Below are 23,364 nucleotides of genomic sequence, written 5' to 3' on the forward strand. Positions count from 1 at the left end.
TCGGTGCACGCCCACCGATGGATCCGTGCCATGGCCCATGATTCCACCAAGCTCGCCGTGCTGATCGACGCCGACAATGCGCGTCCCGCGATTGTCGAAGGCCTGCTGGCCGAGGTGGCCAAGTACGGCACCGCCCACGTCAAGCGCATCTACGGCGACTGGACCAAGCCCGATCTCAATGGCTGGAAGGACGTGCTGCTGCGTCATTCGATCCAGCCGATCCAGCAGTTCCGCTACACGGTAGGCAAGAACGCCACCGATTCGGCAATGATCATCGACGCGATGGACCTGCTCTACTCCGCGCGCTTCGACGGCTTCTGCATCGTCTCCAGCGATAGCGACTTCACCCGGCTGGCCTCGCGCATCCGCGAATCCGGGCTCACCGTGTACGGCTTCGGCGAACACAAGACGCCCGAGCCGTTCCGCACCGCCTGCGACAAGTTCATCTACACCGAGGTGCTGGCCGGCACCGCCGAAACCGAAGCCGAGACCGCGCCCAAGCCGCGTTCGGCCAAGGAGCTGCGTGGCGACACGCGCCTGATGAACCTGTTGCGAGGCGCCATCGAGGCCGCATCGGACGACAACGGCTGGGCCAGCCTCGGCGCCATCGGCAGCATCGTCAACAAGCAGTCGCCCGACTTCGATTCGCGCAACTATGGCTACGCCAAGCTCAGTGGCCTGATCAAGGGCATCGGCCTGTTCGAGACCGAGGAACGCCATATCGGCAACGGCAAGCACATCTACGTGCGCCCGCGCAGCGCCAAGAAGTGACCCCAGCGTTGCTCGAACACCTTGCCGCCGCATTGGCGGGCACCCCTGCCGTGCCGCTGTGCGTGGCCTTCAGCGGCGGCCCGGATTCCACCGCACTGCTGCACGCCCTGACGCAGTTGCCCATGGCACGCGAACGCGGCCTGCGCGCGCTGCATGTCGACCATGGACTCAACGCCGACAGCCACGCCTGGGCCGAACATTGCCAACGCCTTTGCGCCAGCCTGGACATGCCCTGCGCGGTGCTTCGCGTACAGGTCGAGACCCATCGCGGCGAAGGACTGGAAGCCGCCGCACGACGCGCGCGTTACGCCGCCTTCGAACAGAATCTGGGCGAAGGGGAGTGGCTGCTGCTGGCGCACCATCGCGACGACCAGGCCGAAACCGTGCTGCTCAAGCTGCTGCGTGGCGCCGGTCCGGAAGGCCTGGGCGGCATGCGTGAACGGCGCGCGCTGGGCAAAGGCCAACTGTGGCGTCCCGTGCTGGCGCTGTCGCGCGCGCAACTGCGCGCCCACGTCGAAGCCCACGGACTGCCCTGCATCGACGATCCCTCGAATGCCGATGCACGACTCTCGCGCAATTACCTTCGCCACGACATCCTGCCGCGCCTCGTCGCGCACTGGCCACAGGCAACCGACTCGATCCTGCATAGCGCCACACTCAGCCAGGCCGCCGCCGACACCTTGCGCGCGCAGTGGCTGCCGGCCTTCACTCGGCTGCACGACGCAGGCAACGGCAGCCTGGCCATGCCCGATTGGCTGGCGCTCCCTCCCGCACTGCGCGAACCGCTGCTCGATCACTGGCTGCACCGCCGCGGACTGCCCGCGCCGACGGCCGCCCAGCGTCAACAGATCGAACGGCAATGCCAGGCGAGACCGGGACGAACGCCCTGCATCAGCTGGGCCGGCGCCGAGCTGCGTATCTGGAAGGCCCGGCTGTGGGCGCTGCCCCCGCAGCCACCCATCGACCCGGCCTGGCACTGCGAATGGCGTGGCGAGCCGCTGGTGCTGCCTGACGGCGGCTTGTTGCGTCTGTCCGACCCCGCCGCCCGCCTGCCCGAGCCGTTGCACGTGCGCCTGCGCCGCGGCGGCGAACATCTCAAGCCGGCCGGCGATGCCCACACCCGCGAACTGCGCGACCTGTTCCAGCAGGGCGAACTGCCGCCGTGGCAACGGCTGGCCTGCCCGCTGCTGTACGCCGACGGCGAGCTTGTTGCCGTCGCCGATCGCTGGCTCAGTGCGCGCGGCGAAGCGTTGTTCAGTGTCGCGGCGAGCCGCCCCGAGTGGCGGCCGGGCGCATGATGGCTGCCATCCGGAAGCTCCGGAAAAACCCCTCGGTGGCACCCTGCCGCATTGATTCCGCAACGCTGCTGCGCTAGCGTTGCGGCCCATGGCCAAGTCCGCTTCCACCACCGCCAAAACCGCCCCGGCCGCCGATTTCGAGCACTCGCTGGACGAACTCGAACAACTGGTCGCGAAGATGGAGGGCGGCGACCTGAGCCTGGACGATTCGCTGGCCTCGTTCGAGCGTGGCATCGGTCTCTATCGCCAATGCCAGCAGTCACTGGAAAAAGCCGAACTGCGCGTGCGCCTGCTGCTGGATCCCGATGCTCCCGAAAGTGCCGAACCGTTTGAACCCGAACGCTGAACTCGGCCCCGCCCTGCAAGCCCTGATCACCCGCGCCGAACAGGCGCTGGATCGGATGTTGCCCGCCGAAGATCGCTCGCCACCCGAATTGCATCGCGCCATGCGCTATGCCGTGCTCGGCGGCGGCAAGCGACTGCGCCCGCTCTTGGTCTACGCCGCCGGCCACGCGCTGGGTCACGACGGCCCCGAACTGGATGCCCCCGCCTGCGCGGTGGAATTGATCCACGCCTATTCGCTGGTGCACGACGACCTGCCGGCCATGGACGACGACGACCTGCGCCGCGGCCGCCCCACCTGTCACGTGGTATTCGGTGAGGCCATGGCGATCCTCGCCGGCGATGCGTTGCAGGCACTGGCCTTCGAGATTCTTGCCGATGACAGCCCCGACTCGACGCGTGGCATGGCCATGTTGCGCGTACTCGGCGCCGCCTGCGGTGCCGAGGGCATGGCCGGTGGCCAGGCGCTGGACTTGGCCGCGGTCGGGCGCAAGCTCAGCCTGGCCGAACTGGAACACATGCACGCCTGCAAGACTGGCGCACTGATCCGCGCCTCCGTGCGCATGGGCGCGCTCAGCGCCGGCGCCAACGAGGATGCACTGGCCGCACTCGACCGCTGCGCCGCCGCCGTAGGCCTGGCGTTCCAGGTGCGCGACGACATCCTCGACGTGGAAGGCGAATCCAGCGTGATCGGCAAGACCGCCGGCAAGGACGCCGCCGCCGACAAGCCCACCTTCTCCACGATCATCGGTCTCGATGCCTCACGCGCGCGCCTGGCCGAACTGGTCGACGAAGCACTGGCCGCACTGACGCCGTTCGGCGAACGCGGCATGCTGCTGCGCGAGCTGGCGCACTACGCGGCGCAACGCATGCGCTGAGCGATACCCGCGAGGCGGAGCATCCCGCAGCGCGCTTCGCGACATGCCGGATCAAGCATCAGGAGAACGAACCGGTGGCCGCGACGCAGCCACCGGTTCCAAAGCCCTGCCGCCTACTTGATGAACCGCAGCGCGAACGGATAACGGTAACGCTCGCCCTCGTTCGCCTTGATCGCGGCAAGAATCACGCAGACCAGCCACAGCACGCCCAGGATCGGCAGCAACACGAAACCGATCAGCACGAACATCAGCAAACCGCAGACCAGCGCCGCGATGGCCACGGTGATGTTGAAGTTCAGCGCCTCCTTGGCCTGGTCGTCCACGAACGGCATGCCTTCGCGCTTCGCCAGCCAGATGATCAGCGGCCCGATGAAACAGCCCACGCCCAGCCAGTGCCCGGTCAGCAGGCCGGCAAGCAGTGCGGAAAGGTGGGCAAACAACGCCCACTGGCGCTCCTCGCGCGAAGGGCCGATCGGAGGCGGCGGCACGTCATCCGGTGATGGCGGCGGTACGGCGGATTCGGGTGGAACGCTCATGGCGCATATCCTCGTCGGTCGGAAGGTCGGCGCAGGCCGATACGAACGATCCTAGCAAGCGCAGCCGCCGTTTCCGAGTGTCGAAAGCACTGCAACCTGGCGTCCGCGCGGCGCCTGGAAACGACAACAGCCAAGCCCCCGTCGCCGCCCTGGCCGACGGGGGCTGCGTCGCCTGGCCGGGCTTACTTGATCAGGCGCAGCGTGAACGGGTAACGGTAGCGCACGCCCTCGTTGGCCTTCACCGACGCCACGATGGTCAGCACCAGCCATGCGATGCCGATGATCACCCACAGCGGAATCGCGATCAGCAAGCCGATGCCGAAAGTCACCACCGACAACAGCAGCAGGACCAGGAACGCGATCGCCACGGTGATGTTGAAGTTCAGCGCCTCCTTGCCCTGATCGTCCACGAACGGCATGGTGTCCTTCTTCACCAGCCAGACGATCAGCGGGCCGATGAAGCAGCCCCAGCCGCCACCGAACGCGGCAGTAAGCAAACCGCCCAGCAACGACGACAGGTGGGCCAGCATGCCCCAGGTACGCTCTTCCGATGGCAACGCGCCGGACGGCGGCACTTGCGGTGGCGGGGATGGTGGTGACGGGGGTGGTACAGCGGACTCGGGCGGAACGCTCATGGAACGCCTCCTGTGGACTCGTGTACATGGCCGGCCCCATGCCGGTAGGCCGATCCTAGCAAGCCGCGCGCCGGCAAGGCAGTGCAGGTGTACCTATTCGCCCGCCACCGTCATCCGATCGACCAGGATCGAACCGGTGAGGATGTGCGAGCGCGGATCGACATCCGTGCCCACGGCGCGGATGCCGGCGAACATGTCGCGCAGGTTCGCCGCGATGGTGATTTCCTCGACCGGATAGGTGATCAGCCCGTTTTCCACCCAGAAACCGGCCGCGCCGCGCGAATAATCGCCGGTGATGCCGTTGACGCCCTGGCCCATCACCTCGGTGAGCAGCAGGCCGGTGCCCAGGCGTTGCAGCATCGCGCCGAAGTCGCCCGCCTCGCCGTCGCTTGCACCCGGCTTCACGATCAGATTGTGGATGCCGCCCGCATTGCCGGTGGAGGACAGGCCCAGCTTGCGCGCGGAATAACTGCCGAGCACGTAACGCGCCAGCACGCCGCCTTCCACCAGCGCGCTGTCGCGGGTGGCCACGCCTTCCGCGTCGAAATTGCCGGAGGCCTTGCCGCGCAGCAGGTGCGGCTGCTCCACGATATTCAGCCAGCCCGGCATGATGGCCTTGCCCGCGTGGTCGAGCAGGAAGCTGGCGCGGCGGTACAGCGCCCCGCCGCTCACCGCGCCGACCAGGTGACCGATCAGCCCGCGCGCCAGCTCCGGCGCGAACAGCACCGGGCATTCACGCGTGGACAGGCTGCGTGCACCCATCCGTGACAGGGTGCGCTCGGCCGCCTTGTCGCCCAGCGCCTGCGCATCCATGAAATCGTCGGCGGCACGCACGCTGTCGTACCAGTAATCGCGCTGCATGTGCTCGCCTTCGCCCGCGATCAGCGACAGCGACAGCCCGTGCCGCGTGCCGCGTTCGCATCCCACGAAACCGTGCGAGTTGGCATACACCGACACGCTTTCGCCCATCTGCACGTTCGCGCCATCGGAATTGGTGATGCCGGCGTGCGCGCGCCCGGCACCTTCGATCCGCTGCCCCAGCGCAATGGCATCGGCAGTGTCGATGGCCCACGGATGCCACAGGTCCAGTTCGGGAAAGGCGGTGGCCATGCGCGCCGCGTCAGCCAGGCCGGCGGCCGGATCTTCCTCGGTGAATCGCGCGATGGCGCAGGCCTGGTCCAGCGTGGCCTGGATCGAATCCGGATTCAGGTCGGCGGTGCTGGCCGAGCCCTTGCGCTGGCCGAAATACACGGTGAGGCCGAAACCGCGGTCGCGCGTGTGCTCCACCGTCTCCACCTCGCCCAGGCGCACGTTCACGCTCAAGCCGGTGTCGATGCTGGCCGACACCTCGGCCTGGCTTGCGCCCGCGGCACGGGCACGGCGAATCACGTCCTCGGCCAGGCCGGACAAACGGTCGAGATCCTGCTGGCTGCGATCGGCGGAAAGGGCAGTTGCGCTCACGTAGGGCTTCCTGACAGGTAGAATGGGCGGCATGTACCGCGAGACCTTCCGACATGGGGGCATCGCGGCCGTTTGCAAAGAGCCAGTCGGGAGGCCGGTCATGCCTACCATTGCCGGTATCTACCGCCACTACAAGGGCCAGCGTTATCGCGTACTGGGCATTGCCCACCACAGCGAAACGCTGGAAGAACTGGTCGTCTACCAGGCCTTGTACGGCGAACGCGGCCTGTGGGTACGTCCCGCCGCCATGTTTGCCGAAACCGTCGAACTGGATGGCGAGCCGATCCTGCGCTTTGCACTGGAACAGGCCGACAGTTCCCCCGACGACACCCCATCCAGCTGATCCTGCCCCACCTTCCGGAACCGACATCGTGAGCCCGAGCCGCAGCCGCAACCAGACCGAACTCGACGACGAGGACTACGGCCCCAGCCGCACCCAGCAACGCCGCGACGCACTCGCCGTACTGGAACTGGCCGGGCAACTGGTCGAACTGCCGTCCAGCCGGCTGGCAAAGCTCGATCTGCCCGACGATGTGCTGCGCGAAATCGACAACACCCGCCGCATCACCGCGCACGGCGCGCGCAAGCGCCAGCTCGCCTTCCTGGCCAAGGTCATGCGTCGCTACGACGACGCGGACTTCGCCAGCGTGCGCGCCGAACTCGGCGAGAACCGTGACAAGCAGCGCCAGGAAACCGCCGCGATGCACCGCCTCGAAGCGTTGCGCGAACGGCTGATCGACGACGATGGCGACGCCGCCCTGTCCACCCTGCTCGACCAGCATCCCGGGATCGACCGCCAGCACCTGCGCTCGCTGATCCGCCAGGCCCGCGTCGAGAAGATCACCCCGAACAAGCCACCGAAGGCGTACCGGGAAATTTTCAAGCTGTTGAAGGGCCTGTCCAGGCCCGACGATTCGAGCGAAGCCTCCCTTCCCGACGACGACGCCACCTCGCCGGACGCGTAAACGTGTAGCGGCTCCCTCAGGGGCGCCCGCACCTTGCCGCAGCGACGTCGGCCGCTCCGGCAATGGTCATCCGCGGCCCTGGCGCTGGTTCAGCCCCAAGCCACCGACCACCCTTCCCTTCGGGTGTAAAATGGCTGATTTTTCGCCACCCGTAATGATTCAACCTCATCGACAGGCGACGATTCGCGGTCCCACGTTCATCCGCTTGCTGGCGCGCCTCTGCGACATGGATGTGCGGGCCAGCGGTGAATCGCTGTCCGATCGGTTGAGCTCGTGGCTGGACTGGAAGCAGTCGCTGGTGCTGTCCAGTGCACTGGATGACGAGCCGCCGCCGGTTGACGATGACGGGCCGGCGTTCGACTCCGCAGAGGAAGCCGAGTGCGCGCGCATGCGGGCCACGCTTGCCGAGTCGATGGTGCAGACCGCAGCGCTGCAACGCGGCAACGCCAAGGCCTTTGCCGCGGATGATTACACGCCGTTTCGCCAGCACTACCTCGGCCGGCAACGGGCCATGCAAGCGGCCACCGGCGCGCTGCGCGGCCGGTTGCGCGACATGCTGGCACGACGTTCGGGCGACATGGCCCGGCTTGCGGAAGTGGACGCGGCGCTGGAGCGGGCGCTGAGCCCGCGCGAGCAGTCGTTGCTGGCTCGCGTGCCGGGGTTGCTGGGCGATCATTTCGACCGCTTGTGTCGGGCGTCGCGCCAGGCATCGAACCACCCGCCTGGCGCCGACGACGCATGGCGGGGAATCTTTCGCAACGACATGCGCAGCGTGCTGCTCGCCGAGCTGGATGTCCGCTTTCAACCGGTCGAGGCGCTGCTTGCCGCGCTTCGGACCCATCAACAGGAAAGTCATGTTCAAACGCCTTCTTGATCTCCTCGTGTTCCTCGCGGGTCTGGCCGTGGTCTGCTGGATCGGCGTGGGTTACGTGGGCGCCAATCCGCTGGGGGCGGCGGTCGCGGCAGTCATTGCTGCCAGCTATCTCACCGGCGCCTGGGAACTGTTTCGCTATCGCGCGGCCACGGCCTCGCTGCGACAGGCCGTGGCCGATGTATCGCCGGAAGCCGGCTCCCTCGGCGAGTGGCTGGGCCGCCTGCATCCCAGCCTGCGCCATGCGGTGCGGCTGCGCATCGAGGGTGAACGGGTCGGCCTGCCAGCGCCGGCGCTGACCTCGTATCTGGTCGGCTTGCTGGTGTTGCTGGGCATGCTGGGCACGCTGCTGGGCATGATGGCCACGCTGCGCGGCACCGGCACCGCACTGCAAAGCGCCACCGATCTGCAGGCCATCCGCGGCTCGCTCGCCGCACCGGTCAACGGCCTGGCGTTTGCGTTCGGCACCTCGATCGCCGGCGTGGCCAGCTCGGCGATGCTCGGGCTGCTTTCGGCGCTGTGTCGGCGCGAACGGACGCAGGTGGTACAGCAGCTGGATGTAAAAATCGGCACGACCCTGCGCATCCATTCCCAGGCCCATCAACGCGAACAAGCCTTCAAGTTGCTGCAGCAGCAGACCGAGCTGATGCCCACGCTGGTGGAACGCCTGCAAGGCATGATGGCCGCCATCGAGCAGCAAAACGTGGCAGCCAGCGAACGGCAACTGGCCAGCCAGGCCAGCTTCCACACGGCTACCGAAGCGAGCTTTGCGCGCCTCGCCTCGTCGATGGAACAGTCGTTGAAGGACACGCTCGCCGAAGGCGCCCGCGCCACCGCCGAAGCACTGCAGCCGATCGTGGCCACCACCATGACCGGCATCACGCAGGCAACGACGACGCAACACGAGACGGTGGCGCAAGCGTTGCGTCAGCAGTCGGAAAACCTGTCGGCCGGCTTTGAAACCACCAGCAAAACGGTCACGGCGATCTGGAATGACGCGCTGGCCCGGCAACGGCAGACCCACGCGCAGCAGGCGGATGATCTGCGCGGATCGCTGGAGCAATTTGCGACGACCTTCGAGCGGCGCTCGGCCGATTTGCTGGACAGTGTTTCGGCGCGTCTCGATACCACGGCAAGCCATGCCGCGCAGGCCCTGCACGATGCGCTGTCGCAACAGCAGACCGTGAACCAGGCGCTGGCGGACCGCCACCAGCAAGCCTTGACCCTCGCCGCCGCCAGCTTCGAAGAACATGCGACGTCGCTGGTTCGTGGCGTCAACCAGTCGCATGCCGACCTGCAGTCGACGCTGGAATCACGCGACCAGCAGCGACTGTCGGCATGGTCGGAAAAGCTCGATGCGATCAGCGCCACGCTGAACCGGCAATGGCAACAAACCAGTGAACTCGCCAGCGAGCAGCAGCAGGCGATTTGCGACACGCTGGCGCGCACCGCCAACGACATGTCGGCCCAGGCACAAACGCACGCCAACGCCACCATCGCCGAGATTTCGCGGCTGGTGGACGCGGCATCCGAAGCACCGCGGGTCGCCGCGGAAGTGGTCGCCGAGCTGCGCCAGAAACTCTCCGACAGCATGGCCCGCGACACCGGCATGCTGGAGGAACGCAGCCGCCTGCTGGCCACGCTGGAAACGCTGCTGGACGCGGTGAATCATGCGTCCACCGAACAGCGTTCGGCCATCGACGCCCTGGTCACCACCTCGGCCGACCTGCTGGACCGCGTCGGCAGCCGTTTCAGCGAACGGATCGCCGACGAAACCGGCAAGCTCGACGCCGTCGCGGCCCAGCTCGGCGGCAGCGCCGTGGAAGTGGCCAGCCTGGGCGAGGCCTTCGGTACCGGCGTCGCGCTGTACAGCGCGTCGAACGAAGCCTTGATGGAGCGCCTGCAACAGATTGCCGGCGCACTGGATACCTCGTTGACCCGCAGCGATGAGCAACTGGCCTACTACGTGGCACAGGCGCGCGAAGTGGTCGACCTGAGCGTGCTCTCGCAAAAACAGATCATCGAGGACATGCAACGGCTGGGCCGCCAGCAAGGAGCTGCGGCGGACGCCTCGGCATGAGCGACGAGATCGAAATCGAAGCCGGCACCGAGACACCCATCTGGGCCGCGTTCGGTGACCTGATGTCGGTGCTGCTGGGCGCGTTCGTGCTGATCCTGGTCGGCGTGATCGGCATGCAACTGCAGCTTTCGCACAAGCTGGACGAAGCGGTCCGGCAACAACACGCCGAAGCCCAGCGCCGGATCAGCCTGGAGCATGCGCTGGCGGTACCGCTGGCGGCCGGTCGCATCACCTTGGTGCACGGGCGCATCGGCATTCGCGGCAATGTGCTGTTTGCGCTCAACTCCGACCAGCTTCAGCCGGCCGGCCGCGAGTTGCTGCAGAGCCTGGCGCAGCCGCTTTCGCGCTACCTGCAGTCGCGCAACGAGATCCTGATGGTGAGCGGCTTCACCGACGACCAGCCGGTGCACGACGGCAACCGCCGCTTCGCCGACAACTGGGAGCTTTCGGCCGAACGCGCGCTGACGGTCACCCGCGCGCTGATTGCCGACGGCGTGCCCGCCGACTCGCTGTTTGCGGCCGCATTCGGCTCGCAGGAGCCCGTCAGTTCCAACGCCAGCGACACGGGCCGCGCCAGGAACCGACGCGTGGAAATCGCCCCGATTCCGAAGCCATCGGCCTCTGGCCATGAGCCGTAAACCCGCATCCCCGCGCGCGACCATCGAGGCATGGCGTGCGCAACAAGCGCATGCGGCGGAGCCATGGCGCTTCCATCTCATCGACGCGCTGGAACGACGCCTGGCCAACCACACCGGCGCCACGCATCAATGGCTGGAAGCACGATTGCGCCAACTGATGGATCGTTATGCCGAAGGGCTCAACGAGCCGACGGATGTCGCTGAAAAACCGGCAACCACGACTGTTTCCTCGACACCGGCGCGCGGGCCGCTGGGCGAGCTGGTCGACCAGATCACCAGGCATGCGCAGCGACCGGGCAACGGTGACGAACAGGGTGGCGAGACCGCAAACACCAGCGCCATCCCGGAGTTGCCGGCGCTCGATACCTTCCGCAAAACCTGGTCGCGATTGCACGCGCAGAGCCAGTTGCAACAGGTGCGTGAGCAGGCTCCCGCCCATGGCGGCCCGCTCAGCTCGGCGATCCTGGTGCATCGTTCCGTGACGCTAATGCGTTCCCTTTCACCGGATTACCTGGCGCACTTCCTGGCCTATATCGACGATTTGTCGTGGCTGGAGCAGCTCGCCGGAAGTGCATCGTCGACACCGGCCACCACCCGCTCCGGCAGCGCCAGGAAACGCACTAGGAGCAAGCCAAAAACCGAGCCACGCGAGTAGCGCGCCAACAACGGCAAGCTCACTCCTCGCGGCACGAAGTGGCGCGAGTCGCACCCCGTTTGAAAGCGCTTACGACGCCGTGCCGCCCACGGTCATCAAGTCGATCTTGAGGGTCGGCTGACCGACACCGACCGGCACGCTCTGGCCATCCTTGCCACAGACGCCAACGCCGTCGTCCAGCTTCATGTCGTTGCCGATCATGGAGACACGGTTGAGCACTTCGGGGCCGCTGCCGATCAACGTGGCACCCTTCACCGGGCGGGTGATCCTGCCGTCCTCGATCAGGTACGCCTCGCTGGCGGAGAAGGTGAACTTGCCGTTGGTGATGTCGACCTGGCCGCCACCGAAGTTCGGTGCGTACAAGCCCTTCTTCACCGAGCGGATGATTTCTTCCGGATCGGCCTTGCCGCCAAGCATGTAGGTGTTGGTCATGCGCGGCATCGGCAGTTGCGCGAAGGATTCGCGGCGGCCGTTGCCGGTGGGCGCCATGCCCATCAGGCGCGCGTTGAGCTTGTCCTGCATGTAGCCGGTGAGGATGCCGTCCTCGATCAGCGTGGTGCATTCGGTCGGCGTGCCTTCGTCGTCCACGCTGAGCGAGCCGCGGCGACCCTGCAAGGTGCCGTCGTCGACCACGGTGACGCCGGGCGCGGCCACGCGCTGGCCCATGCGGCCGGCGAAGGCGGAGCTGCCCTTGCGGTTGAAGTCGCCCTCCAGGCCATGGCCGATCGCCTCGTGCAGCAGCACGCCGGGCCAGCCGGGCCCGAGTACCACGGTCATCTGGCCGGCCGGCGCGTCGACCGCCTCAAGATTCACCAGCGCCTGGCGCACGGCCTCGTCGGCAAAGGCCATGGCGCGACCGTTCTCGATCAGTTCGCGATACCCGTAACGGCCACCGCCGCCGGCATGGCCCTGCTCGCGGCGGCCGTTGGCTTCGGCGATCACCTGCACGGACAAGCGCACCAGCGGGCGCACGTCGGCGGCCAGGGTGCCGTCGGAGGCGGCGATCAGCACGGTATCCATGGTGGCGGCGAGGCTGACGATGACCTGCTGCACCCGCGGATCGCGCGAGCGCGCATAGGCATCCACTTCGCGCAGCAGCGCGATCTTGTCGGGATTGGGCAGGCTTTCCACCGGATCGATGGCCGGATAGAGCTGGCGCGCCCCGTTCAAGGCCAGCGGCTTGCCGGCACCGTGACCGTCCTGCGCGATGGCGCGCGCGGCGCGCGAGGCGTCCAGCAACTGCGGCAGCACGATCTCGTCGGAATAGGCGAAACCGGTCTTCTCGCCGCTGATCGCACGCACGCCCACACCCTGCTCGATGGAGTGGCTGCCGTCCTTGACGATGCCCTCTTCCAGCAACCACGACTCGCTGCGCGAATGCTGGAAATACAGGTCGGCGGCGTCGATCGACGGCCCCATCAGCTGGGAAAACACGCGATCAAGGTCGCCGGTGGCGAGGCCGCCGGGGGCAAGCAGGCGGTTTTCGGCCTGGGCGATCAGGGAATCCATGGGCGGTACCGGTTGGAGTGTTGGAAAAGCGCGGGAAAGTCGTTGCCGTCATTCCGGCGCAGGCCGGAATCCAGTGAAAATGCCGTGCGAAGCACACGAAACAAGGTGTGTGTGCTTCGCACGAGTACCTGACTAAATTCCAGCCTTCGCTGGAATGACGGCGTCATGAGATGGAGATATGGGCGAAAAGTGAAGCTTAAAGCCTGCGCGTGGCGCGATCACGGCGGACCGCCGGCTGAAGCGGCTGCGGCTGGCGTGGTTCCGGTACCCCGCGTCGTGGCCGGCGGCGCCACCGGCTGAGTGGCCGCCGGTTGCGCCGGCGCGGAACTTGCCGGCCGGGACGGCGTGGAAATGGCCGGTGCCGGCGCGGTGCTCCCGGATGGCGCGGGCACCGCCTGTGACGTGGGCAAATCGCGCTTTTCCACCAGGGTCATCACCGGCTTGGACCAGCTGCCGGTGACGTGATAACGGCGCAACGCGGCATGGTTCAAGCCCTTGCCGAGCAGGCCCTGCACGGCCAGTCCGGCCGCCACGCCCACCGGCCCGGCCACCACCGCGCCGACCACCGGCAGGCTGTTGCCCAGATGCGGTACCACGGTCACCTGCTGGTCGTAGTCCTTCGCGCGCAGACCGGTGCGCCCATCGATGCTGATTTCGGCGGCGGGGCCGCGGATCTTCAGGTTGTGGGTCACCGCATTGCCGTTGGCCAGGGCGAAGTCGCCGGTAATCGAGTCGAAGCCCAACCCCTTGCCGAACACGTCGCCGAAATCCAGCGATAGCCGCCGCGGCAATTCGCCCACCGAAATCAGGCCGAACAGGCGCCCCACGCCCGGTGCCAGGTCGGGAATGCGGCCGTTGCTGACGTCGATGCTGAGCTTGCCGTCCATGTTCGCCAGTTCGAGTGACGATGGCGCCCCGGGCCAGGTGGCATCCAGCTCGTCATGCGTCTTGCCGCCGCTGAAGATGTGATCGAAACCGAACGCGGAAAGCATGTCGCCAAGGTTGTCGGCGGCAAAGTCGATGCGCATGTGGGTGTGGCTGTTGGTGGCGGTGCCGTCCCAGTTGCCGCTTCCGCTGACCTGCACGCTGTGCGACAACGCCCGCAACTGGTCGATGTGCATGCCTTTCGCCGTCGGCCAGGTTTCCAGTCGCGCCTGGCCCAGGTTGGCGTCGCCCAGCCGCAGGTCACCCACCACCATGTGCAACGGCGGCAGCGCGGCGGGATCGATGCCGGTGTTGGCCGGATCGGATGCAGGGGTGGCCGTTCCCTTGCCGTTGCCGGTCGAGAAGGTTTCCTTGGGCCAGTACAGCCGCTTCAGCCGCGCGGTGATGCCGCGTTTGCTCAAGTCGGTCGTCGGCACGTCGAAATGGCCGGACATGGCCTTGCTGTCGACATCGATGCCCAACGTGTCGCCCTTCGGAACGGCCTTGATCTGCATGCTCGCGAAATCGTGGCCGAACAAGCGGGCATGGCTGGCACCGATGTCGATGCTTTCCAGCCCCGGTCCGCCGCTGCTGTTGCCCGCCATCGAGTACTGCACCCAACCGGTGACATCGAGCTGGTCGGCCTGACCGCGAATCCGCATTCCCTTGGCCGGCAACGTGTCGAGCGCCGGCATCTGAGTGCCGAAAGCCAGGGTGGCCGCCAAGGGCTGCTGGTCGCCGGCAGGCAGGCGGAAACGTCCGCGCATCGCATCGCCCATGGCCACCTGCAGGTCGCTGCCGGCCACCGGCATGCTCATCGACAGATGCAGCGGCAAACCGGTGTCGGCGGGGGCCTTTTTCAAGGGCACGGGAAAATCGAGCGCGATGCCGGTCAGTGGCGAGTCGACGCTCAAGGTCTGCGCCACGGGGCCATTGCCGCCGGCCGGCTTGGTGATGTCGAAGCCGATGCTGAAATCACTCTTGCCGTGTGCAATGTCGCCAAGCCAGCTCAACTGCGGGTAGCCCTGCAGCAATTCGGCCACGCTGTAATTGCCGCTGAGCTTTGCCGACACCACGGTGGATGGATCACCGGTGGCACCGGCAATCGCGAGGTCGAGCGTGGACTGCTCGCCGCGGGCACTCCCGGTCAGCGGGCCGGCGTGGAAACCGTGGCCATCGAAGGTCGCCGGGCCGCTGAGCTTGTCCAGTTTCAGGCTCCAGTCCGGCGCATTCACGTCCATGTCCTTGAACTGCGCGTTGCCCGCCAGGGTGAAGTCCGCCGCGTCGGCCAGCGGCAGCGACAAGTGGAAGTTGAAACTGCTGCTGCCGCCCAGCTTGAACTTGGACAGCACATCGGCCTGGCGACTGCCGATCGGACTCTTGCGCACGAAATCCAGCAGGCTGGCACTGCTACCGCCGCCGTTGATGTTGAGATCGAGCACGCCATGGCCGAAGTCGGGAATCAGCGCTACCGCCTTGTCCACCTTCACGCCCAGCGACTGCCCCGCATCGGCCTGCACCAGCATGCTGTTGTCGATGAAATACGCGGTGGCATGGATGCCCTGGGCCTGCGGCCAGTCCTTGCCGTAATCGAAGGTCAGGTCGCTGAGCTCGGCATGGGCTTCGAAGCGCCCTTCGTTGTGATGGAACGGCCAGTCCTTCAGGTCGCCGCGCACCAGCACGTCAGCGTCGTCCACCGTGCCACTGACCAGCGCGTCATCCAGCCACTTCACGGTGCCCGCCGGCATCGCGTTGATCGGCCAGAACAGCTTGGCTGCCGCGGTATCGGCATGCGCAAGGTGCACGTACATGTCCAGGAACGGGGCGCCGCCCGCGTCGTGCAGGTCCATCTCGCCACGCGCCGAACCGCCGAAGCCTTGCCCTTCGAAATCCAGCCCGGCCACGCCGATGTGCCAATCGTCATCGCCCTGCCAGAACGCCAGCGTGCCGCCCAGCTTCGCCATCACGAACGGCTGGCGGAACACATGCGGGAAACGCAGCGTGGTGGCTTGCGCCGGCAGCTCCAGCGAGATCGCCTCGGCATCGCCACGCAGCGTGCCCTGCAGACGATCCACACCCGGCAGTGTGCCGGCGGCATCGATGCCAAGGTCGTTGAAATCCACCGTCAGCGATTGCAATCCGGCGGTCTGGCTCCAGCGCAGCGAGGCCTCTTCCAGCAAACCGTGCGGATGGCCCTGGCCCAGCCAATCGGCCAATGCCGGCGAGAGTTTCGGCTTCAATGCCAGCCACGGCAGCAAGGGCGCCAGTTGCAGGTCGCTTGCGGCGGCCGCGATGCTGGCCTGCGGCGTGCCCGGGTACAGCAGGTTCAGCGCCAGCGCGCCGGAGGTGTCGCCGGCCCAGCGCAGCGCATAACCGCCGGGAATGCCGCGCACGTCGGCCGTGGCATGCACCGACGGCACGCTGGCCTTGCCGCCCTGCGGGTTGCCAACCACTACATCGGTGAGGTCGAGTCGGGCCAGGCTGCGCACCACCTTGCCGCGCTTCCAGTCCAGCCAGGTGGACACGCTGCCATAGCCGGCATCCACCTGGTACCCACCCATGTCGATACCGTCGAGCAGTTTGTGCAGGTCGGCATCATGCGCCGACAGCCACAAGCGTCCGCTGCTGCCGTCGTCGCGGAAGCGCCCCGCACCGCGCACGTTGCCAGCCGCATCCACCCGGTGCAGCAGCGCGCCAACGCGGATCGTGCTGCCCTGGCGGCTCAACCGCAGTGCATCGGCGATCAGGGTGTAGTGCTTGTCGGTGCGTGCATCGGCGATGTCCAGCCGTACATCGCTCAACCACAGCCCCAGCGACAAGCGCCCGAACGAGGTGGATTGTCGATCCTTGCCACCGGCCACGCCGATGCCGTTGACGTGCCACGCGCCATCGGCGTCGTGGCTGAGGTCGAGTTGCAGGCCACGCGCACGCAAATTGAGCAGATGCCGCGACGGCAGCAGCCAGCCACCGAAGTCGAGCTTCAACGCCGCCTGGGGAATATGCAGCGGACTGCCGGTTTCACCCTGACCCACGCCGATGGTGACGTCGTGCATCACGAACAACGGCCCGGACGGCTGCCAGCGCCCTTCCAGCGAATTGAAGCTGACTGGTCGGTGCAGCCGCTCGCTGAGCTGTGCGGCCACCCACTGCGGATGACGCGCCAGCAGCGGCAACAGCACCTGCGCCAGCGCCGCCGAGATCGCCAGCACGATCACCAGTACGCCAGCCGTCCAGCCCAGCGCCCGCGCGCAGCGGTGCAGGCGGTGTTGCCACGACACGTTCATGCCCGGAGGTCTCTACCGGACCCGGCAAATCTGCTCATGCTTGCGAACCTTCCCTGTCCCGCCCGTACACGGCTTCCGGCGCAATGCAGCCGGGGGCCACGAACGGGCTCAAAGCAAGACAACATCAAACTGTTCCTGTGAATAATGCTCTTCAGCCTGAAAGCGTATGCTTTTGGAGATGAACTCTTCCAGTTCGGCCACGGCAATGGATTCATCTTCCAGAATCCGGTTGACCACGTTGGGGCTGGCCATCACCAGCAATTTCTCGGCATTGAACTGGCGCACCGCACGGGTGATCTCGCGGAAAATCTCGTAGGTCACCGTCTCGGCGGTTTTCATCGTGCCGCGACCGGCGCAGACCGGGCACGGCTCGCACAACTGGCGCTCCAGGCTCTCGGTGGTGCGCTTGCGGGTCATCTCGACCAGGCCCAGCGCCGACATCGGATACACCGTGGTCTTGGCGTGGTCGCGTGCCAGGCCTTTTTCCAGCATGCGCAGCACCTGGCGACGATGCTCCTCGTCCACCATGTCGATGAAGTCGATGATGATGATGCCGCCCAGGTTGCGCAGCCGCAGCTGGCGCGCTGCGGCCTGCGCCGCCTCCAGATTGGTGCGGTAGACGGTTTCTTCCAGGTTGCGCGAGCCGACATAGCCACCGGTGTTCACGTCGATGGTGGTCATCGCCTCGGTCTGGTCGACGATCAGGTAGCCGCCGGACTTCAGCGGCACCTCCTTTCTCAGCGCGCGCTGCATCTCGTCCTCGGCGCCGTACAGGTCGAAGATCGGCCGCTCGCCGTCGTAATGCTCCACGCGGTCGTCCAGGCTGGGCATGAACTTGTGCACGAACTTGACCACCTTCTCGAAGGTTTCGCGTGAATCCACGCGCACCTTCTCGATGCCCTCGTTGAGCGAGTCGCGCAGGCTGCGCAGCGGCAGCGACAGTTCCTCGTACACGCGCTCACCCACTTTCGCCCGGGCGATGTTCTCCTGCACCACGCGCCAGACCTTGCCCAGGTAGGTCACGTCGAAGGCCAGCGATTCGGCGCTCTGCCCTTCGGCATTGGTGCGCACGATGTAACCCAACGGGTTCTCGCCGATCAGCGGGGTCAGCACGTCCTTCAGGCGCTGGCGTTCGACCTCGTCCTCGATCCGCGCGGAAATGCCCAGCGTCTTCGCATGCGGCAGCAGCACCAGGTAGCGCGACGGAATCGACAGGTGCGCGGACAGCCGCGCGCCCTTGGTGCTGATCGGGTCCTTCACCACCTGCACCACGATTTCCTGGCCTTCGTGCACCAGTTCGCTGATCGACGGCACATGGCCATTGCCGTGCCCATTGGGCTCGACGCCCTCGGGCAGGGTCGGCCGCACGATGTCCGAGGCGTGCAGGAACGCCGCCCGTTCCAACCCGATCTCCACGAACACCGCCTGCATGCCCGGCATCACCCGTTGCACGCGCCCCTTGTAGATGTTGCCGACATAGCCCCGCCGGGAAGCACGTTCGACGTGCACCTCCTGCAACATGCCATTCTCGACCACCCCGACGCGGGTTTCGCGCGGAGTCACGTTGATCAGGATTTCTTCGCTCACCGGACACTCCAACTCAATGTCCACCTTTATAGCGGTAGCGTGCGCAAACTGTCGATGCGCACTGCACGGTCCGCTGCTCCGGCAACCGCAGGGCGGTGCCACGTCACTTCCAGGCACAGAGTGAAAGCGCCCCGACGCGACCAAGCTGAACGAACCAAGCAGAGCATCCCGGGCCATCCGCCGGCCGTTCGCATACCGACCGGTTCAGTTACCACGTGCGGCGCGACTGAAGCTGGCCACGCTGCCGGGTTAAAGTGGCCGGATGAACCGTACCCCGATCATCCTCGCCTGGAGTGGCGGCAAGGACTGCCTGATGGCCTTGCAGCGGCTGCGCGCCGATCCGCAATGGCAACTGGTGGGCCTGCTCACCACGGTCAACCGCACCTACGGCCGGATTGCCATGCACGGCATTCGCCACGATGTGCTGCTGGCCCAGGCCGACGCGCTCGGGCTGCCGCTGATCGAGGCCGCGATGGACTGGCCCGGCAGCAACGAAGCCTATGAAGACGCCCATGCCGCCGCCTTGGCCGAAGCACAGCAACGCTGGCCCGGCCTGCGCTACTGCGCGTTCGGCGATCTGTTCCTGGAAGACGTGCGCGATTACCGCATCCGCCAGCTCGGCCGCGGCGGCTGGCGCGCGCACTTTCCGCTATGGGGCGAGGACACCACCGCCCTGTCGCAGCGCCTTGTCGCCGAGGGCCACCGTGCCGCGCTGTGTTGCGTGGATACGCAGCAGCTCGACGCCAGCCATTGCGGCCGCGATTTCGACCGTGCGCTGCTCGACGCATTGCCCAGCGGCGTCGACCCCTGCGGCGAGCGCGGCGAATTCCACACCATCAGCTTCGGCGGTCCGCTGTTCCGCCATCCGCTGAAACTGCGTCGTGGCGAATCCGTGCTGCGCGACGGGCGCTTCCAGTTCACCGACTTCCTGCTCGACGACGATGCCACGCAGGCTTGAAGCACCGATTCTTCCGGACGTGCTGCAAGCCGGGTTGACACTGGTGTTCTGCGGCACCGCGGCCGGCAAGCGTTCCGCCGCCGAAGGCGCTTACTACGCCCACCCCGGCAACCTGTTCTGGCGTGCGTTGTTCGAAGCCGGCCTCACCCCGCGCCAGTTCGCGCCACACGAATTCCCCTGCCTGCCCGACTACGGCATCGGCCTTACCGACCTGGCCAAGCGCCACAGTGGCAACGACAACGAGCTGCCGCGCGATGCCTTCGACGTGCCGTCGCTCATCGCCAAGATCGAACGCCACGCACCACGCCTGCTCGCCTTCACCAGCAAGAACGCGGCGCGTGCCGCGCTCGGCCATGCCATCGCCTGTTACGGTTTGCAGGACGAGACCCTCGGCACGACCCGCGTGTTCGTGCTGCCCTCACCCTCGGGACAGGCACGTGGGCACTGGAGCATCGCACCGTGGCGCGCACTGGCAACGCAGTTCGCCCTTGAACGCACCCGGTAACCACGCCATCCCGTGATCGCTGCCAGTCTTCGGGTGTACGGAAACACGTCATGCGCCGATGATCGCTTCGGCACCCACCTCGCGCCGATGTTCCGCCATCACTCCTGCAGCAGGAATCGATAACCCACGCCCGGCTCCGTCTTCAACCAGCGCGGCGCAGCCGCATCGTCGCCGAGTTTCTGGCGCAGCTTGCCGAGCACGATGCGCAGGTAGTGGGTGTCCTGCACGTGGCTGGCACCCCAGATCTCGCGCAGCAGATGCTGTTGGCTGACCACGCGGCCGGCATGTTGCAACAACATGGCAAGCACGGCGTATTCCTTGCGGGTCAGCGAGAGCGGCGTGCCATCGAGCAGCACCTCGCGGCGCACCTGGTCGATCACCAGACGGCCGTCGTCGTAGCGCGGCGGCATGTCCGACGACTCGCCCACCGTGACCTGCCGGCGCAGCAAGGCGCGCAGACGCGCCATCAATTCCTGGATGCCGAACGGCTTGGTCACGTAATCGTTGGCGCCGTTGTCCAGCGCGCGCACCTTCTCGCTTTCGGCATCGCGCACCGACAGCATCAACACGGGTACCTGACTCCACTGGCGCAGCTCGGCCAGCACCTCGTGACCTTCGCGGTCGGGCAAGCCCAGGTCGAGGATGACCAGGTCGGGCGACTGTGTGGCTGCCAGCGCCAGGCCTTCGACGGCGGTGCCGGCCAGCAGCACCTGATAGCCCTCGGCGCGCAGGCCGATGTCGAGGAAACGACGGATCTGCACCTCGTCGTCGATCACCAGCACACGCGGGGAAGAGGCATTCATGGATTCGGCTCGGGCGCCGCCGGCAGCGGCAAGGCGATGCGAATGGTGGTGCCACCGGCCTCGCCCGGCAAGGCTTCCACATTGCCGCCATGCGCACCGATCATGCCGCGGCAAATGGCCAGGCCAAGGCCGGTGCCTTGCGGCGCGCGGTCGCCGCGGGCCACCGAATAGAACATGTCGAAGATGCGCGCGCGTTCGTCTTCGGGAATGCCGGGGCCGCGATCGCTGACATCGATATGCAACTGCTCGCCCACGACATGCACGCCGACGCGCACCGGCTCATCGGGGGGCGAGAAGCGCGCGGCATTTTCAAGGATGTTGAACAGCGCCTGTTCGATCAGCGCCGGGTGCACGTACAGCAGCAGCGTGTCGGACGACAACGCGGTATCCAGGCGCAACTCGGGGAACAGTTTGCGCAGGCGCGTCACGGCGGCAGCGACGATCTCGGCGACGTCGACCCAGTCGCGATTGAGCTTGAGCGTGCCGTGGCCGAGCCGGGTCATGTCGAGCAGGTTCTGGATGTAGCGATCCAGCCGCTGGCCTTCGCCGAGGATCGCGTCCAGCAGTTGCTGGCGTTCCTCGCGCGGCAGTTGTTCCGCGTAACTGGACAGCGTACCGGCCGCGCCGATCATCGACGCCAGCGGCGAGCGCAAGTCGTGCGAGACCGACGACAGCAGCGCGTTGCGCAGGCGTTCGGTCTCGCCCTGCACGCGCGCAGTCTCCAGCTCTCCGGCCAGCCGCGCACGCTCCAGTGCCTGGCCGATGTCCTGTGCCATCGCGAATGCCAGGTTGCGCCGATCCGGATCAGGCTCGCGTTCGCCCGATCCGAAACGCAGCGCGGCCACGCCAAGGCGCCGGTCCTCGCTACCCAGTGGCAGCATCCAGCAGGCGGCGCCATTGAGCGTGCCGGTAAAACGCCCCGCGGCCTCGGCATGCTGCTCGCACCAGTCGGCGGCGGCACTGTCCTGCACCGACAATTCGAACGCGTGCGGCGCCATGGCCGCCGGCTGCAACACCTGCGCCGGATCGCGCGCAAGGATCGCGGCATCCACGCCCAGTGCCTGCGCCAGCGCTCGCGTACCCGCCTGACGGACACCGTCGGCATCGGCACTGACCGACAGGCGCTGGCCCAGTTCGACCATCACGCGGGCCCGTGCCTGGGCCATGTGCAAGGACTCCACCTGGCTGGCCACGCGCGTGGCCAGCCGACTGCAGACCAGCGCCGCGACAAAGAACAGGCACACCGTCAACACGTCGTCCGCATTGGCGATCGCCAGCGTGTAGCGCGGCGGCGCGAAGAAGAAGTTGTCGCCAAGAAAACAGAGTATGGCCGTATAGACGGCTACTGCCATGCGCGTTCTTACCGCAACGACCAATACCGCTGTCAGGAAGACCAGCGACAGGTTCGCCACCGACAGGTAGAGCTCGGCAAAGAAGGCAATGCCGAGGGCCGCGAAGGTGGTCAGCGTGGCCTGCAGGTATTCCGCGCGCGAGCCGAGGCCGCCTGGCAGGTGCGCCCGACGCCGTGCACGCGCGCGCTCCGCCGGCGTGGCGATGATGGTCAGTTCAAGATGGATGCCGCGACGCAGCAGTTGCTGGGTCAGCGAGCGGCCGAGCATGCGTGCGATCGGCCGCTCGCGCGTGCGGCCGAGGATGATCTGGCCCACGCCCTCGCGATCGGCACAGGCCAGCAATTCATCCGCGATACCGTGCCCGCGCAGGATGATCGTATCCCCGCCGAGCCGGCGTGCCAGCCGCGTCGCCGCCTCGATGCATTCGCGGCGGACCGGGTCGACGACGCCACCGGTGTCGACGTAAGCCACGCTCCATGGCGCCCCTCGCCGCTCGGCGATGCGCCGCGCCACGCGCACCAAGTATTCACTCTGCGGATGACCGTCGATGGCCGCCAGCACGCGGCGACGCACCGGCATGGCGCTGCCGCGCGCCAGCATGTGCTCGCGCAGGTCGCTCTCGACATGCGAGGCCACCGTATCCACCGCCAGCTCGCGCAACGCGGCGAGATTGGTCGGCGCGAAGAACGCGTCCAGCGCCACCGCGGCGGTCTCCGGCATGTACACCTTGCCCTGCTTTAGCCGCGCGATCAGTTCGCGCGGCGGCAGGTCGACCAGCATGATGTCGCGCGCGCGATCGAGAAAGGCATCAGGCACCGTTTCGCGCACGGTAATGCCGGTGATGCGGCGTACCTGGTCGTTGAGGCTTTCCAGGTGCTGCACGTTGAGCGCGGTGTAGACCTCGATGCCGGCATCGAGCAGTTCGGCAATGTCCTGCCAGCGCCGCTCGTGACGGCTGCCCGGCATGTTCCGATGGGCCAGCTCGTCCACCAGCAGCACGGCCGGCTTGCGCGCCAGCGCCGCATCGAGGTCGAATTCCTCCAGGTCGCGATCCCGATGCCGCACCACGCGACGCGGCAGCAGCTCCATGCCCTCCAGCAAGGCCGCGGTTTCCGTGCGCCCATGCGTCTCGACCAGCCCCACCACCACGTCCACGCCCTGCCGCCTCAGCTCGCGCGCAGCCGAAAGCATGGCGTAGGTCTTGCCCACGCCGGGCGCCGCGCCGAGGAAGACTTTCAGGCGCTGCTGCGCTTCCTCGCGCGTGGTGCTGAGCAAGGCATCGGCGCGAACCTCGCGGGCATCGCTCATGGGC

General features: G+C 67.0%; 20 protein-coding genes. 12 read left to right on the plus strand and 8 right to left on the minus strand.

Annotated elements, in window-relative coordinates; translation table 11 throughout:
* Positions 1-30: 30 nt before the first annotated feature.
* From AB7849_RS00815 to AB7849_RS00830, 4 genes are all read left to right on the plus strand, one after another.
* Positions 31-771: an NYN domain-containing protein gene (locus AB7849_RS00815; RefSeq protein WP_008211669.1), complete on the plus strand. Its 741-nt coding sequence runs from the start codon at positions 31-33 to the stop codon at positions 769-771.
* Positions 768-2,069, plus strand: a complete 1,302-nt coding sequence (gene tilS / locus AB7849_RS00820) for a tRNA lysidine(34) synthetase TilS (protein ID WP_369500482.1) — start codon at positions 768-770, stop codon at positions 2,067-2,069. Before AB7849_RS00815 ends, tilS begins: the two co-directional genes overlap by 4 nt.
* 88 nt (positions 2,070-2,157) lie before the next feature.
* A complete protein-coding gene (locus AB7849_RS00825; protein ID WP_008216097.1) occupies positions 2,158-2,415 on the plus strand; it encodes an exodeoxyribonuclease VII small subunit in 258 nt (85 codons plus the stop codon).
* Complete coding sequence (locus AB7849_RS00830; protein WP_369500537.1) at positions 2,399-3,289, plus strand: polyprenyl synthetase family protein; 891 nt, start codon at positions 2,399-2,401, stop codon at positions 3,287-3,289. Before AB7849_RS00825 ends, AB7849_RS00830 begins: the two co-directional genes overlap by 17 nt.
* A 113-nt stretch (positions 3,290-3,402) precedes the next feature.
* Here the strand turns inward: AB7849_RS00830 and AB7849_RS00835 are convergent, their stop codons facing one another.
* From AB7849_RS00835 to pmbA, 3 genes are all read right to left on the minus strand, one after another.
* Positions 3,403-3,825: a DUF4870 domain-containing protein gene (locus AB7849_RS00835; RefSeq protein ID WP_092704011.1), complete on the minus strand. Its 423-nt coding sequence runs from the start codon at positions 3,823-3,825 to the stop codon at positions 3,403-3,405.
* 182 nt (positions 3,826-4,007) lie between these two features.
* Positions 4,008-4,460, minus strand: coding sequence for a DUF4870 domain-containing protein (locus AB7849_RS00840; RefSeq protein ID WP_037102205.1), 453 nt, complete (start codon positions 4,458-4,460; stop codon positions 4,008-4,010).
* 93 nt (positions 4,461-4,553) lie between these two features.
* On the minus strand, positions 4,554-5,921 hold the full coding sequence (pmbA, locus tag AB7849_RS00845; RefSeq protein WP_008216107.1) for a metalloprotease PmbA: 1,368 nt from the start codon (positions 5,919-5,921) through the stop codon (positions 4,554-4,556).
* Between the two features lie 100 nt (positions 5,922-6,021).
* Here pmbA and AB7849_RS00850 point away from each other — a divergent pair, with 100 nt between their 5' ends.
* The 6 genes from AB7849_RS00850 (at position 6,022) to AB7849_RS00875 (ending at position 11,130) form a co-directional block, all read left to right on the plus strand.
* Positions 6,022-6,264: a DUF1653 domain-containing protein gene (locus AB7849_RS00850; RefSeq protein ID WP_008216108.1), complete on the plus strand. Its 243-nt coding sequence runs from the start codon at positions 6,022-6,024 to the stop codon at positions 6,262-6,264.
* A 28-nt stretch (positions 6,265-6,292) separates the two neighbouring features.
* A complete protein-coding gene (gene yjgA, locus AB7849_RS00855) occupies positions 6,293-6,886 on the plus strand; it encodes a ribosome biogenesis factor YjgA (RefSeq protein ID WP_008216109.1) in 594 nt (197 codons plus the stop codon).
* 154 nt (positions 6,887-7,040) lie between these two features.
* On the plus strand, positions 7,041-7,760 hold the full coding sequence (locus AB7849_RS00860) for a DUF3348 domain-containing protein (protein WP_008216111.1): 720 nt from the start codon (positions 7,041-7,043) through the stop codon (positions 7,758-7,760).
* Positions 7,741-9,837, plus strand: a complete 2,097-nt coding sequence (locus tag AB7849_RS00865; protein WP_369500483.1) for a DUF802 domain-containing protein — start codon at positions 7,741-7,743, stop codon at positions 9,835-9,837. The genes AB7849_RS00860 and AB7849_RS00865 overlap by 20 nt, the downstream gene beginning before the upstream one ends.
* Positions 9,834-10,475 (plus strand): OmpA family protein, encoded by a 642-nt coding sequence (locus AB7849_RS00870; protein WP_008216115.1) that lies wholly within the window; start codon positions 9,834-9,836, stop codon positions 10,473-10,475. The genes AB7849_RS00865 and AB7849_RS00870 overlap by 4 nt, the downstream gene beginning before the upstream one ends.
* Positions 10,465-11,130 (plus strand): DUF2894 domain-containing protein, encoded by a 666-nt coding sequence (locus AB7849_RS00875; RefSeq protein WP_008216118.1) that lies wholly within the window; start codon positions 10,465-10,467, stop codon positions 11,128-11,130. Before AB7849_RS00870 ends, AB7849_RS00875 begins: the two co-directional genes overlap by 11 nt.
* 69 nt (positions 11,131-11,199) lie before the next feature.
* Here the strand turns inward: AB7849_RS00875 and tldD are convergent, their stop codons facing one another.
* The 3 genes from tldD to rng form a co-directional block, all read right to left on the minus strand.
* A complete protein-coding gene (gene tldD / locus AB7849_RS00880) occupies positions 11,200-12,639 on the minus strand; it encodes a metalloprotease TldD (RefSeq protein ID WP_008216119.1) in 1,440 nt (479 codons plus the stop codon).
* 218 nt (positions 12,640-12,857) lie between these two features.
* Positions 12,858-16,847 (minus strand): YhdP family protein, encoded by a 3,990-nt coding sequence (locus AB7849_RS00885; RefSeq protein WP_369500484.1) that lies wholly within the window; start codon positions 16,845-16,847, stop codon positions 12,858-12,860.
* A gap of 108 nt (positions 16,848-16,955) precedes the next feature.
* Positions 16,956-18,434 carry a ribonuclease G gene (rng, locus tag AB7849_RS00890; RefSeq protein ID WP_092704029.1) on the minus strand — a complete coding sequence of 493 codons (1,479 nt, stop codon included), beginning with the start codon at positions 18,432-18,434 and terminating at the stop codon, positions 16,956-16,958.
* A 262-nt stretch (positions 18,435-18,696) separates the two neighbouring features.
* Between rng and AB7849_RS00895 the strand changes: the two genes are divergently transcribed.
* Positions 18,697-19,392 (plus strand): ATP-binding protein, encoded by a 696-nt coding sequence (locus tag AB7849_RS00895; protein ID WP_008208481.1) that lies wholly within the window; start codon positions 18,697-18,699, stop codon positions 19,390-19,392.
* Positions 19,376-19,897: a mismatch-specific DNA-glycosylase gene (locus tag AB7849_RS00900; protein WP_037098349.1), complete on the plus strand. Its 522-nt coding sequence runs from the start codon at positions 19,376-19,378 to the stop codon at positions 19,895-19,897. The genes AB7849_RS00895 and AB7849_RS00900 overlap by 17 nt, the downstream gene beginning before the upstream one ends.
* A 98-nt stretch (positions 19,898-19,995) precedes the next feature.
* On the opposite strand, the gene AB7849_RS00905 is transcribed toward AB7849_RS00900, so the two are convergent.
* Together AB7849_RS00905 and AB7849_RS00910 are read right to left on the minus strand one after the other, a co-directional pair.
* A complete protein-coding gene (locus AB7849_RS00905; protein WP_008208477.1) occupies positions 19,996-20,700 on the minus strand; it encodes a response regulator in 705 nt (234 codons plus the stop codon).
* Positions 20,697-23,360 carry a sensor histidine kinase gene (locus AB7849_RS00910; protein WP_008208475.1) on the minus strand — a complete coding sequence of 888 codons (2,664 nt, stop codon included), beginning with the start codon at positions 23,358-23,360 and terminating at the stop codon, positions 20,697-20,699. Before AB7849_RS00910 ends, AB7849_RS00905 begins: the two co-directional genes overlap by 4 nt.
* Positions 23,361-23,364 lie beyond the last annotated feature (4 nt).

Source organism: Rhodanobacter sp. FW021-MT20, assembly GCF_041107475.1.
Lineage (GTDB): Bacteria > Pseudomonadota > Gammaproteobacteria > Xanthomonadales > Rhodanobacteraceae > Rhodanobacter_A > Rhodanobacter_A glycinis.